The following is a 12,165-nucleotide window of genomic DNA, read 5'->3' on the forward strand; positions in this document are numbered from 1 at the left end:
ACGCACGGTCGAACTACGCGATGCCGGATCGCCGGCGGGTGCAAAACCTGTCGTTCGGGTCTACGCCCTTCGCGGCGGCATCGTCAGTTCTGGCAGCTTCTCGAAAGCGGACGTTTAAATCTTTCGTCGTGGATCAGGGACAGCCTGTGGCCATTGCATATCACTGCGCCAGCGTGCGCAATTCCCCTCGAATGAAGCCGAGCAGGGTTCGGGCGAGCAGCCATGCGATCACCGCGGTTGCGAGCGCAAGCAGGGCGAGGGCGAGGCTGTCGATCCCCAGCCCCGGTTGCGCCGTCGCGATCCGCAAGGCTGCGACCGCTGCTGCGGCGAGTGGGAAGCTCACGCCCCACCACGATACGCGGAACGGGCAGCTCCAACCGAGCCGAGCGAGCTTCGGCAGCAGCACGGCGAGGAGGAACAGTGCGATCGAGAACAGGGCCACCGCGAAGAGATCCACCGTGCCCGTCGTGGCGAGATAGGCCGAGCAGCCGACGGCGGAGGGCGCGACGAGGATCAGAAGCGACGGCTGCAGGGCGGGGGGAAGCGGCGTCTCGAACAGCAGGCGCGACAGGATCATCGTGGTCAGGGGCACGGCGAAGAACAGCCCCACGGCCAGCGCGAAGACCATCTCGCCCTGCATCGGCGGCAGGCCGAGCACCGGAACGGCAAGAGGCACGTCGAGGAGGCCGACCACCGGCACGATCCAGGCCGGCGTGGCATGCGCGGCCTGCTGCCGGTCGCTGAGCCATCGGGTCACGACCCACCACGCGAACACCGTCATGCCGAGGGCGCCGGCGATCCAGAGCAGGCGCGCAAGGGTGAGGCTCAGGGGCGCCACGGGGATCGGCAGGAGGAGCAGGCTGATCAGCGGCGTGCCGAACAGGTTGCCGGCGATGGGATGGCGGAACTCGGCCCGCACCGCCGGGCCGGCGATGACGGCCTTGGCGGCGTAGCCCGTCGCCACGGCGACGAAGGTGGCGCAGGCGATCAGCCCGATGGCCCCGCCGAGCCAGAGGGGGACACCGTACCGGGCGTGCGCCAGCGTCCAGGCGATGCTCAGGCCGGTCAAGCCCATCACCGCCGCGAACAGGCCGACGGGCAGGGCCTCGACCTGCCGCCAGCCGCCCGGACCCTTCGATCGCTCCGGCGGGCGATGGGCGGTCAGGGTGGCTTCGGAGGCCGACGTGCCTTGCTCTTCCGCGACGACCTGCAGCATCGATCCTTCGTCCTCCACGCAGACTCCGTAGGCCAGTACTGTCAGCCGAGACCGTATCGGATGGCCGACATCCGGCGGGACGGGTTCGGGTCGAGGTGGAACCGGGCGCCCTCGTTAGCCTGCCCGAATGCGGTCTCGGGTATCGACGGGATCGACACGATCTTATCCGAGGAGGCGCCCGTCGCGAGCGCCCTGCCTGTGTGCTCTGCCATGGCGGATCCCGCGTCAGGCGGCTGAGAGTTTCGCGTTGGCCACCGGCAACGCGCGGATCCGCTGGCCGGTGAGCGCCGCGATGGCGTTGAGAACCGCGGGCGGCACGCCCGGCAGGCCCGGCTCGCCGACGCCGCCCATCGGCGCGCCGCTCTCGACGATGCGGACGTGGACCTTCGGCATGTGCTCGCGGCGCAGAATCGGATAGGTGTCGTAGTTCCGCGATTGCCGCACGCCGTCGCGGTAGACGATCTGCTCGAACAGGACCGAGGACAGGCCGAGCGCAGCCGCCGACTCCACCTGCGCCTTGACGATGGCCGGGTTCACGATGCTGCCAGGGTCGAACGCGATCCAGAGGTTGTGGACGCGGGCCTCGCCGCCCTCCACCGAGACCTCCGCGATGGTCGCGGTCTCCGATCCGAAGGGCGAGGCCATGGCGATACCCCGGGCGCGCATTCCATCGTCCGTGCGGTAGGGCCCGCGCTGCCAGCCACCGGACAGCTCCGCCACCGCCGAGAGCAGCGTGCGGTGCCGGGCGCTGCCCTGGAGGAGCGCCATGCGCAGCGCGAACGGATCCTGCCCGCCGGCCTGGGCGATCTCGTCGAGGAAGCTCTCGTAGAACGCGTCGTTCATCGAGTGGCCGACGGAGCGCCAGAAGGCGATGTTCACCGGGTGGGCGACCTTCGTGAAGGTCATGCGCCTGTTCGGCACCGCGTAGGGCTTTTCGACGATGCCCTCGACCGCGGACGGGTCGACGGGGGTCTGCATCATCATGCTGAAGTAGCGGCCGATCGGGCCTTCCCCCACCGTCCGTACCTCGAGCGCCGTCGGCTGCCCCGCCCGATCGAGGGCGGCGCGGAAGCGGCTGAAGCTCAGCGGGCGCACGGCGTCGCGGGCGAATTCCTCCTCCCGCGACCACAGCACCTTCACGGGGCGGCCGGTGGCCTTGGCGAGCAGGATCGCCTGCGGGAACGGGTTGCCCGCATCGTAGGTGAAATGGCGGCCGAAGAAGCCGCCGAGCATCGGCGAGTGGATGCGGACCTGGGCCGGCTGCAGCCCGGCCACCTTCGCCGAGACCGCCTGGAACACCTCCGGCATCTGGTTCGGGAGCCAGACGTCGAGGGTGCTGTCGCTGTCGAAGCGCGCGATGGCGGAGGGCGGTTCCAGCTGCCCGTGGGCGAGGTAGGGTGCCTCGTAATCGGCCTCCACCACCTTGGCGGCTTTGGCGAAGGCGGCGGCGACATCGCCCTCCGCCTCGGCCACATGGCCCGGTTCGGCCGAGGTCTTGAGGGCCGCGAGCATCCCCTCGGACGAGAAATCCGCCGCGACCGTGTCGATGCCGCTGGGCTTGCCCGCCGACCATTCGACCGTCAGCGCCTCGACGGCCTTGCGCGCCCGCCACCAGCTGTCGGCGGCCACCGCCACTGCGCCCGGCAGGCGGTGGACCGAATGGACGCCCGGCATCGCCTTCACCTCGGCCTCGTTGGCGAGGGTCATCGGATCCGTGCCGAGGCGCGGCGCGTGCTGCACGGCGGCGTACAGCATGCCCTCGACCTTCTGATCGATGGCGTAGATCGCCCGGCCCGTGGACTTGTCGCGCACGTCGATCCGGGGAACGGGTTGGCGGATGTAGCGGAACGTCGCCGGATCGCGCAGGGGGACGGATTCGTTCGGCTTGAGCTTCAGGGCGTCGGCCGCGAGGCCGCCGTAAGTGAGTGAGCGGTTCGTGGCCGCGTGCAGCACCACCCCGTCGCGCGTGGTGAGGTCGCTGTCCTGCACCTTGAGTTTGGCCGCCGCCGCGCGGATCATCAGGTCGCGGGCCGTCGCGCCGAGGCGGCGCATGGTCTCGTAGCTCGATCGGGTCGAGAAGCTGCCGCCGGTCATGCGGATCCCGTTGACGACGGCGTAGTCCGGGCCGGGCGGCGCGCATTCCACGACGAAGCGGGAGGGCGGCACGTCGAGTTCCTCGCCGACGATCTGCGCCATGCCGGTGGCGATGCCCTGGCCGCCCTCCACGAAGGGGCTGAGTAGCTTGATGGTGCCGTCCGGGTGGATCTCTAGGAAGGCGGCCACCCGCGACCCGGGCTTCGGCGCGAGGGCGCCCGCACCCTCGGCGGGACCCTGCGCCTCGGCGCGGGCGAGGCGCGCCGGCAGAAGGGCGCTCAGGATGAGGGCGCCGCCGGCACCGGCGAGGAGGCGGCGGCGGGAGATGGCCACGGGGGGCGGGAGCGGATGCATGGCGGGCTCCTCAGGCGGCGGCCTGCCGCACGGCGGCGGCGATGGCGTTGTAGGTTCCGCAGCGGCATAGGTTCGTCATCGCGTCGGCGATGTCGCCGTCGGTCGGGTGCGGCGTCTGCTTGAGCAAAGCGGTTGCAGCCATGACCTGGCCGGACTGGCAATAGCCGCATTGCGGAACCTGCAACGCGACCCAGGCCTCCACGACCTTCCGGCCGACGTCGTCCTGCTCGATCGCCTCGATGGTGGTGATGGCCTGGGTGCCGACGCTCGCGAGCGGCACCTGGCAGGAGCGGGTCGCCTGCCCGTCGAGATGGACGGTGCAGGCCCCGCACTGGGCGATGCCGCAGCCGTATTTCGTGCCTGTCAGGCCGAGCGTGTCGCGCAGGACGAAAAGGAGCGGCGTATCGGGCTCAGCATCGACTGAATAGTGGCGACCATTGATCGTCAGGCTCACCATGTCTGCGACTCCCCGACCGTAAGCAGTCCCCCAAGGCCATGCTTACGCAGCGGTCCCGGCACCCACTACGTCATAGTTGCCTCGTTTTCGGACATGCTGCGGCGTCAGACGACGGCGAGCGGACCGGCCGCCCGGCGGATTGCCCGCGGGACATCGCCCTGGACGCGCAGGAACGCCCGGCGCATTCGCTCGCGGTTGGCGAAGCCGGCTGCGGCGGCGATTTCCTCTATGGGCAGGCGGCTCTGCTCCAGCATGTGCTTGGCGGCCTCGACGCGCATGGCCTCGACGGCCTTGGCCGGCGAGACCCCGGTCTCGGCCCGGAAAGCTCGCGTGAACTGGCGCGGGCTGAGGCAGGCGACCGCCGCGAGGTCGTCCGTCGTCAGCGAGCGTTGCAGGTTCTGCCGTGCATGGGCGAGGACGCTCTGAATCCGGTCGCTCGGCGCGTCGAAGTCGAGCAGGGCCGAATGCTGGGCCTGCCCCCCGGCCCGGCGTCGCTCCATGACCAGGCCCCGCGCAACGGTACGGGCGACCGGCCGGCCGTGGTCGCGCTCGACCATGCCGACGGCGAGATCGATGCCCGCCGACATGCCGGCGGACGTCCAGAGATTGCCGTCCGCGACGTAGATCTTGTCGATGTCGAGGTCGCAGTCGGGATAGCGCGCGCGGAACTGCGGTGCGTAGCGCCAGTGGGTCGTGGCGCGCCGCCCGCTCAAGAGGCCGGCATCGGCCAGCGCGAAGGCGCCGAGGCACAGGCCCGCCAGGCGGCGCGTGGAACGGGCCGCCTCCCGCAGATAGGCGACGAAATCCGAGCTCGGCTCGGGCAGGCTGATGCCCGCAGCGACGATGATCGTGTCGAAGGCGGACGGGTCGCTCAACCGCTCGGTCGCGACGGCGGGGCCGCATCCCGAGCGAAGGAGTCCGCCTGCCTCCGACAGGACGCGGATGTCATAGGTCGTGTCGGCGACGTATCGGTTGGCGACGGCAAACGGTGAGGTCACGGCCAAGCCCATGAAGTCGAAATCCGGGCAGAGCACGAGGCCAATGCGGCGGACGCCAGACATCGCGGAAACCTTTCACCTGCTCCCCATCGCGGGCCGCAGACCGGCAAGGCTTGGGCCGATCGGCAACGCTCCACCGGCCTGACGTCATTCGGCGGCTGCGGCAAGCACGCCCGGAAGGCGTTCATCCCGTTCACCGGCGACGCGATCGACCTGCGGATCTTCGAATTGGCCGCAGGTGGTGACCGGGCGGTCGTACGCGAAGGCGACACCGCCGTCGGCATCCTGACGTAGAGGGACTCGGATCGGTGTGTGGCTCGGGACCAGGTCAAGCCGGTCGATGAGATCCGGCCACCCGTCAGCTCACGCTCTCGACCGCACGCCAACCTTCAGCTGGTGCCAGGCGCGACGCTGCGCTGCTGACCACGTCACGCGAAGCGTGCCTTCCGCGAACGCGAGATCCGATTGCTCCGCGGCCGCCGCTTCAACTCGTGCAGGCTGTGAGATGCGGCGCGTCCCCCGGGCGTGTTTGTTCGAAACGTCAATTTTGACACTCGCGGCTACGGACCGCACATCGCGCGGACAAGTGCCGTCAATACGCGCAACGCCCACCCCGACCTGCAGTCTCTTTAACCTTCCCGTCTCCCATGCGTCGGTCGACAATCGGCCCGTCCTTCACGGGAGCTTCGGGGTCGATGACGCATCTCACGCGGCGCAGCTTCGTCGGCACGGCGGCGCTGCTTGCAGCACCAGCCCTCATCCGACCGTCATTCGCGGCCGACACCGTCAAGCTCGGCTGTCTGTTCTCGTCGTCCGGCACGATGGCCAATCTCGAGGGCCGGCTGAACCACGTGGTCCGGATGGCTGCCGATGAGCTGAACGGGCGCGGCGGCGTCAACGGCCGCCAGATCGAGGTGGTGACCTCCGATCCCGCTTCAGACTGGCCGCTCTACGCGCAGGTCGGACGGCAGATGCTCCAGCAGGACAAGGTCGCGGCCCTGTTCGGCTGCTGGACCTCCGTATCGCGCAAGTCGGTGCTGCCGGTCGTCGAACAGAATGACGGGTTGCTGTTCTATCCGCTTCACTTCGAGGGCGATGAGAACTCCAAGAACGTCGTCTACGTGAACTCGCCGCCCGCGAGTTCGGTGCTGCCGGCGGTCGACTACCTGATGGGCCCCGACGGCGTCGGGGCGAAGCGGTTCTTCATGATCGGTTCGGATTACGTCTGGCCGCGCACGATCAACAAGCAGCTCAAGGGGTACTGGAAGAGCAAGGGCATCCCCGAGAGCGCATGGCGCGAGGAGTACGTGCCCTTCGGCTTCTCGAACTTCCAGACGCTGGTGAACCAAGTGCGCAGCTTCGCCAGCCAGCCTGGGGGCCAGGCGATCGTGGTGCTCACCGTGGTGGGATCCTCGATCCCCGACTTCCTGCGTGAGTTCGCCAACCAGGGCATCAGTGCCACCGACGTGCCGATCCTCGGCCTCGACATGGTGGAGGCCGACCTCGAAGGGCTCGACACCGGAAAGCTCGTCGGCCACTTGAATTGCTGGGCCTATCTCCAGGCCGCCAAGGGCGAACGGAACCAGAAGTTCCTCGCCGACTGGGCCGCCTATGTGATGGCCAAGAACGTCCCGTTCAGCGCCGACACGGTGATCGACCCGATGGTCTCGGCCTATGACAGCGTCCATCTCTGGGCGCTCGCGGCCGCCAAAGCTGGGTCTTTCGCAGTACCGGAGGTGCGGACAGCCTTTGCGGGTCTGAGCTTCGACGATCCGTCCGGTTACACGCTGACTATGACGGGGGAGAACAATTACGTCTCTCGCGGCGTGTTCATCGGCTCGGTCAACGAGAAGCGCGGCTTCGACGCGCTCTGGCAATCCCCGAACGCTCCGAAACCGGTCCCGTTCAGCCCCTATGGCTGATCCGAAGCGGTCTCTGCTCCGCGCTGTCCTGGCGCTCTGCGGGCTCGGGCTCTGGGCTGTCCCAACCTTAGCGGCGGCGTTCGATCGCGCGGCATTCGCGCAGGATCTGTGCGGCGACGGCGCCGCGCAGGTCCGCGGGGCCGAGGGCCTCGTGAAGGCCGGTGGGGTTCTACCGGCCGACGACCTCGCCTACGCGGGCCGGCTCCTCGGCGCGCTCGCAGAGCGCCGCCTGACCTGCCCGGCGGACGGCGCCCTCTTGCTCGATCGCCCAGGTGCGCCCGAAGGGCATGATGCGCTCACCGGCGCGGTGCGCCCAGCTGCAGAGGCGCGCGTGCCGGTCCTCGGCCTGCGCCAGCGGGCTGCCGTCGAGACCGCGCGCGGCGTCGTGGCCCTGCTGACCGGACCCGATCCCGCAACCCGCGGCGCCGGGCTGTCCGTCGTGGAACGGCGCGTCGCCACCGTCCCGGCGGCTGTGCTCGACCGGGCGCGTGATGCGGAGACGGATGCGGGGCTCAAAGCGACGATCGCCAGCCTCGCCCAGGCCGCCGCCCTGTCGTCACCCGATCTGGCCCGGCGCCGGGCGGCGATCGCCGCGGTGGCGGCGAGCCCGTCGGGAGCCGCCGAGGCGCGGCTCACGGCGCTGAGGAGCGATCCCGCCTACACCGCCGATCCGGCCTTCCGGGCGGCCCTCGATGCTGGGCTCAGCCGGGTCACGCGCGCGGTCGCGATCGGCGATGGGCTCGCGGTGGTCTACAACGGACTGAGCTTCGCCAGCATCCTGTTCATGGCGGCGGCCGGGCTCGCGATCATCTTCGGGCTGATGGGCGTGATCAATCTCGCCCAGGGCGAGTTCATCATGCTCGGAGCCTACGCCACCTACGGCGTGCAGGAGGCTTTCCGACGCCTCGCCCCCGGCCTGCTCGACCTCTACCTCGTCGCGGCGATCCCCGTGGCCTTTCTGGCGGTCGCCCTGGTGGGGATCGTGGTCGAGGCGCTGATCCTGCGCCACCTGTACCGGCGGCCGCTCATGAGCCTGCTCGCCACGTGGGCTGTGAGCCTGTTCCTCGTAAATCTGGTGCGGGTGACGATCGGAACGCAGAACCTGCAATTCATCATGCCCGCCTATGTGAGCGGCGGCGTGCCGCTCTACGCCGACTTCGTCGTCACTTGGAACCGCCTCTTTGCTATCGGTTTCGCGGCCGCGACCGTCGTGCTGACACTTCTGATCCTACGGCGTACGCCGCTCGGCCTCGATATCCGCGCCGTGACGCAGAATCGCGACATGGCCGCCTGCCTCGGCCTGCCGACCCGCCGGGTCGACCGCCTCGCGTTCGGGCTGGGCTCGGGCCTCGCGGGTCTCGCCGGGGTGGCGCTCTGCCCGATCTACAGCGTGAACCCCGGCATGGGATCGGGCTTTATCGTCGATAGCTTCATGGTCGTGGTGCTGGGCGGCGTCGGCAGCCTCCTCGGGACCCTGGTGGCCGCTCTCGGGGTCGGGGGCGCCAACGTGCTCATCGAGCCGATCTCCGGCGCGGTCGCTGCCAAGGTCATCGTGCTCGTGGGCATCATCCTGTTCCTGCAGCGCCGGCCCGAGGGGCTGTTTGCTGTGCGGCGGCGGCGATGAGCGGCGCCGTGCAGACCGCTCTGGCCTCCCCCGCCGGACCGGCGCGGCGCGCCGTTCGCGATCCCCTGGTCGCCGGTCTCGTTGGGCTCTGTCTTGCTGCCGCGGCGGTGCTCTTGGTGGCGTCGCCCGCGCCATATCTCGTCAATGCGCTTGGCCAGCTCGCGGCCTTCGCGATCCTGGCCGTGTCCCTCGATCTGGTCTGGGGCTATCTCGGGATCCTCAGCCTGGGGCATGGCCTTTTCTTCGCCATCGGCGGGTATGTCTGCGCCATGCACCTCCTGGCGCACGGCGTGGCCACGACTGGCGTGCTGCCGGACTTCGTACAGTTCATGGGGTGGAAGAGCCTGCCGGCCTACTGGGTTGGCCTCGACCATGCCGCTTACGCCCTCGTCCTCGCGCTGGCGCTCGCCGGTCTGGTTGCCTTCGTGTTCGGGCTCGCCTCGTTCCGCTCGCGGGTCAACGGCGTCTACTTCTCGATCATCAGCCAGGCGCTCGTCTACGTCGCGATGCTGCTGATGTACCGCAACGATACCGGGCTCGGCGGCAATAACGGCATGACCGGCTTCCCGCTGCTGTTCGGCTGGCCGATGGGGTCGCCCGGCGTCGTCACAGGGCTCACCGTCGCCGCCCTGCTGACGCTGGCGGCCGTGCTCGCCGGCACGCGCCTTCTCATCGGTAGCGCGGCGGGGCGCCGGATGCTCGCCTGCCGCGATGACGAGACCCGCCTGCGCACGCTCGGCTATAGCACCACCCGTCTGAAGCTGGGGATCTGGTGCCTCTCGGCGATGATCGCGGCGCTGGCTGGCATTCTCTACGTGCCGCAGGTCGGCATCATCAACCCGCGGGTGCTGGCCCCCGACCTCTCCATCGAGATCGCCGTATGGGTCGCGATCGGCGGCTTGGGGCGGCTAGGCGGTGCAGTGATCGGCGCCATCCTCGTCAACGGCCTGAAATTCTGGCTGAGCGCCGCGATGCCTGAGGCGTGGCCCTTCATCCTGTCGGGGCTCGTGCTGTTCGTGGTGCTGGTCCTGCCGAACGGGCTCCTCGACCTCGTGGCCCTGCGTCCGCGCTCGACCTGGCTGCGGGGCGCCCGGTGAGCGCCCTCGTGGTCGATGCCCTGACGGTCGCCTTCGGCCGCTTTAAGGCGCTGGATTCCGTTTCCCTGGCGGTCGATTCCGGCGAGGTGCGAGCCGTGATCGGACCGAACGGCGCGGGCAAGACCACGCTTCTCGACGTGATCTCCGGCATCACCAAGCCGGTCTCCGGCCGGGTTATGCTCGGCGACCGGATCGATCTGACCCAGCGTTCCGAGGCCGAGATCGCCAGGGCCGGCGTGCGGCGCAAGTTCCAGAAGCCCAGCGTCTTCCCGGCTCTCACCGTGCGGGAGAATCTGGAGATCGGCTGTGGGCCCGCGCTGCCAGCCCGCGCTCGCCCGGCCCGCATCGCCTCCGTCCTCGGCGAGATCGGCCTCGGCCCCCGCACCGAGGTGCTGGCCGGCAGCCTCGCCCACGGCGAGAAGCAGTGGCTCGAGATCGGGATGGTGCTCGCCGCCGAACCGGCGCTTCTCCTCCTCGACGAGCCCGTGGCCGGGCTGTCCGACTCCGAGACCGCCCACACCGCTGCGCTGATCCGCGCCCTGCGCCGGCCTGACCGCGCCATCCTGGTGATCGAGCACGACATGGGCTTCGTCGAGGCCATTGCCGACCGGGTGACGGTGCTGCACGAGGGCCGAACTCTCTATGAGGGCAGCATGGCGGGCGCGCGGGGCGATGCCCGGGTGATCGAGGTGTTCCTCGGCCGATGACGAATGCACCGGCACCGGCCCGCCTCGCCGTCGAGGGACTCGATCAGCATTACGGCAGCGCGCAGGTGCTGCGCGGCGTCAGCCTCGCGGTCGAGCCGGGGGCCTGTCTCGCCGTGCTCGGCCGCAACGGCGCCGGCAAGACCACGCTGCTGCGCTGCCTCACCGGCCTGATCCCGGAAACCCGCGGCCGGATCGCCCTCGACGGGACCGACCTCACGCGCCTCGGCTCAGATCGGCGCGCCCGCGCGGGCCTCGCCTACGTGCCGCAGGGGCGCGAGATCTTTCCGGACCTGAGCGTTGCCGAAAACCTGCGGGTGGCGGCCCGGGCCCACGGGCTGGAGCGGACCGACGCGGTCGACGAGGCCGTCGCCCTGTTCCCGGCTCTCCGCGGGCTCTGGCACCGCCCGGGGGGCAACCTGTCGGGCGGCCAGCAGCAGCAGCTCGCCATCGCCCGGGCACTGGCAACCCGGCCCCGTATCCTGCTGCTCGACGAGCCGACCGAAGGCATCCAGCCCTCGATCGTCGCTGCCATCGAGGCGGTGATCGCTGGGCTGAAGGGCCGGATCACCGTGCTGCTCGTGGAGCAATACCTCGACTTCGCCCTCCGGGTTGCCGATGCCGTTGTGGTGTTGTCGCGCGGTAGCGTCGTCGAGCGCGGTGATCCCAGGGTGCTGAGCCACGATTCTCTCACCCGGCACATCGCCGTCTGACGTCCGAAAGGAGACGCCATGTCCACGCATCACGAGATCCCCGCCACGCCCGAGACCATGGTGCTCGGCTACTTCGACGCCGCGCTGGCGCCGGTCCTGACGGTGCAATCGGGCGACACCGTCACCCTGCACTCGCACCCGGCGGGCGGGCGCGAGTCGCTTCATCCCGACCCCGCCCGGGTGCCCGCCGACCTTCTCCACGCCCTCGACACGTTGGAGCGCGGCGCCGGCCCGCACTTTGTCACCGGACCGGTTCATGTCGCGGGCGCCGAGCCCGGCGACATGCTTCAGGTCGACATCCTCGATCTGAAGTTCCGCCTCGACTGGGGCTTTGTGGCCATCCTGCCGCTGCTCGGCACCCTGCCGGACGAGTTCACCGACTACGAGACGATCCACGCCGATATCGACGTGGCCCGCGGCGTCTGCCGCCTGCCCTGGGGCACGGAGCTGCCCCTCGACCCGTTCTTCGGTATCCTGGGTACCGCCCCGCCGGCCGCCTGGGGCCGGGTCGGCACGCCAGTGCCCAGGGCCTTCGGCGGCAACATGGACAACAAGGAGATGCGGATCGGCACGAGCCTCTACCTGCCGGTGTTCAACGCCGGCGGCGGCTTCTACGCGGGCGACGGCCACGGCGTGCAGGGCGACGGCGAGGTGTGCATCACCGCCCTGGAGACGGGGCTGACCGGCACGTTCCGGCTCACGGTGCGCAAAGATCTCCCGGGTGGCTGGCCCTTCGCCGAGACGCCCACCGACCTGATGTCGATCGGCCTGCACGAGAGTCTCGACGAGGCCATGCGGCAGGCGGTGCGCGAGATGGTTCGCCTCGTCTGCGCGCGCACCAGCCTCACCCGCAACCAGGCCTACATGCTGTGCTCGCTGGCCGGGAATCTGCGGATCACCCAGACGGTGGACGGCAACAAGGGCGTGCACATGCTCATGCCCAAGTCGGCCCTCGAGTCGTCCTCGTCCGGGACGGTCTGAGCCCG

General features: G+C 69.8%; 11 protein-coding genes. 6 read left to right on the plus strand and 5 right to left on the minus strand.

What is annotated here, in order from left to right; all coding sequences use genetic code 11:
- Positions 1 to 160: 160 nt before the first annotated feature.
- The 5 genes from MKK84_RS20780 to MKK84_RS20800 form a co-directional block, all read right to left on the minus strand.
- Positions 161 to 1,216 (minus strand): SLAC1 anion channel family protein, encoded by a 1,056-nt coding sequence (locus MKK84_RS20780; RefSeq protein ID WP_243923079.1) that lies wholly within the window; start codon positions 1,214 to 1,216, stop codon positions 161 to 163.
- Positions 1,217 to 1,257: 41 nt separating this feature from the next.
- Positions 1,258 to 1,428, minus strand: a complete 171-nt coding sequence (locus MKK84_RS20785; RefSeq protein ID WP_243923081.1) for a hypothetical protein — start codon at positions 1,426 to 1,428, stop codon at positions 1,258 to 1,260.
- A gap of 13 nt (positions 1,429 to 1,441) precedes the next feature.
- Positions 1,442 to 3,664 (minus strand): xanthine dehydrogenase family protein molybdopterin-binding subunit, encoded by a 2,223-nt coding sequence (locus MKK84_RS20790; RefSeq protein WP_243923083.1) that lies wholly within the window; start codon positions 3,662 to 3,664, stop codon positions 1,442 to 1,444.
- A 10-nt stretch (positions 3,665 to 3,674) separates the two neighbouring features.
- Positions 3,675 to 4,121 carry a (2Fe-2S)-binding protein gene (locus MKK84_RS20795; RefSeq protein ID WP_243923085.1) on the minus strand — a complete coding sequence of 149 codons (447 nt, stop codon included), beginning with the start codon at positions 4,119 to 4,121 and terminating at the stop codon, positions 3,675 to 3,677.
- A gap of 104 nt (positions 4,122 to 4,225) precedes the next feature.
- Complete coding sequence (locus MKK84_RS20800; RefSeq protein ID WP_243923087.1) at positions 4,226 to 5,182, minus strand: GlxA family transcriptional regulator; 957 nt, start codon at positions 5,180 to 5,182, stop codon at positions 4,226 to 4,228.
- Between the two features lie 632 nt (positions 5,183 to 5,814).
- Between MKK84_RS20800 and MKK84_RS20805 the strand changes: the two genes are divergently transcribed.
- From MKK84_RS20805 to MKK84_RS20830, 6 genes are read left to right on the plus strand one after another with little or no spacing between them, the layout of a single operon-like run.
- Positions 5,815 to 7,041, plus strand: coding sequence for a transporter substrate-binding protein (locus MKK84_RS20805; protein WP_243923089.1), 1,227 nt, complete (start codon positions 5,815 to 5,817; stop codon positions 7,039 to 7,041).
- Positions 7,034 to 8,665 carry an urea ABC transporter permease subunit UrtB gene (urtB, locus tag MKK84_RS20810; protein ID WP_243923091.1) on the plus strand — a complete coding sequence of 544 codons (1,632 nt, stop codon included), beginning with the start codon at positions 7,034 to 7,036 and terminating at the stop codon, positions 8,663 to 8,665. The genes MKK84_RS20805 and urtB overlap by 8 nt, the downstream gene beginning before the upstream one ends.
- Entirely contained in the window at positions 8,662 to 9,762 is a 1,101-nt protein-coding gene (gene urtC / locus MKK84_RS20815) for an urea ABC transporter permease subunit UrtC (RefSeq protein ID WP_243923093.1), read from the plus strand. The genes urtB and urtC overlap by 4 nt, the downstream gene beginning before the upstream one ends.
- Positions 9,759 to 10,469 (plus strand): ATP-binding cassette domain-containing protein, encoded by a 711-nt coding sequence (locus MKK84_RS20820; protein WP_243923095.1) that lies wholly within the window; start codon positions 9,759 to 9,761, stop codon positions 10,467 to 10,469. The genes urtC and MKK84_RS20820 overlap by 4 nt, the downstream gene beginning before the upstream one ends.
- The gene (urtE, locus tag MKK84_RS20825; protein ID WP_243923097.1) at positions 10,466 to 11,179 is read left to right on the plus strand and encodes an urea ABC transporter ATP-binding subunit UrtE; all 714 of its coding nucleotides are present in this window, start codon (positions 10,466 to 10,468) and stop codon (positions 11,177 to 11,179) included. Before MKK84_RS20820 ends, urtE begins: the two co-directional genes overlap by 4 nt.
- Before the next feature lie 18 nt (positions 11,180 to 11,197).
- Positions 11,198 to 12,160, plus strand: coding sequence for an acetamidase/formamidase family protein (locus MKK84_RS20830; protein WP_243923099.1), 963 nt, complete (start codon positions 11,198 to 11,200; stop codon positions 12,158 to 12,160).
- Positions 12,161 to 12,165 lie beyond the last annotated feature (5 nt).

It is taken from the genome of Methylobacterium sp. E-065 (genome assembly GCF_022829605.1).
In the GTDB taxonomy this organism is placed as follows: Bacteria; Pseudomonadota; Alphaproteobacteria; order Rhizobiales; family Beijerinckiaceae; genus Methylobacterium.

Excerpts from the sequence above, each read along its gene's own strand:
- MKK84_RS20780 (WP_243923079.1), bottom strand. The coding sequence starts at position 1,216 with ATGCTGCAGGTCGTCGCGGAAGAGCAAGGCACGTCGGCCTCCGAAGCC.
- MKK84_RS20785 (WP_243923081.1), bottom strand. The coding sequence starts at position 1,428 with ATGGCAGAGCACACAGGCAGGGCGCTCGCGACGGGCGCCTCCTCGGAT.
- MKK84_RS20790 (WP_243923083.1), bottom strand. The coding sequence starts at position 3,664 with ATGCATCCGCTCCCGCCCCCCGTGGCCATCTCCCGCCGCCGCCTCCTC.
- MKK84_RS20795 (WP_243923085.1), bottom strand. The coding sequence starts at position 4,121 with ATGGTGAGCCTGACGATCAATGGTCGCCACTATTCAGTCGATGCTGAG.
- MKK84_RS20800 (WP_243923087.1), bottom strand. The coding sequence starts at position 5,182 with ATGTCTGGCGTCCGCCGCATTGGCCTCGTGCTCTGCCCGGATTTCGAC.
- MKK84_RS20805 (WP_243923089.1), top strand. The coding sequence starts at position 5,815 with ATGACGCATCTCACGCGGCGCAGCTTCGTCGGCACGGCGGCGCTGCTT.
- urtB (WP_243923091.1), top strand. The coding sequence starts at position 7,034 with ATGGCTGATCCGAAGCGGTCTCTGCTCCGCGCTGTCCTGGCGCTCTGC.
- urtC (WP_243923093.1), top strand. The coding sequence starts at position 8,662 with ATGAGCGGCGCCGTGCAGACCGCTCTGGCCTCCCCCGCCGGACCGGCG.
- urtE (WP_243923097.1), top strand. The coding sequence starts at position 10,466 with ATGACGAATGCACCGGCACCGGCCCGCCTCGCCGTCGAGGGACTCGAT.
- MKK84_RS20830 (WP_243923099.1), top strand. The coding sequence starts at position 11,198 with ATGTCCACGCATCACGAGATCCCCGCCACGCCCGAGACCATGGTGCTC.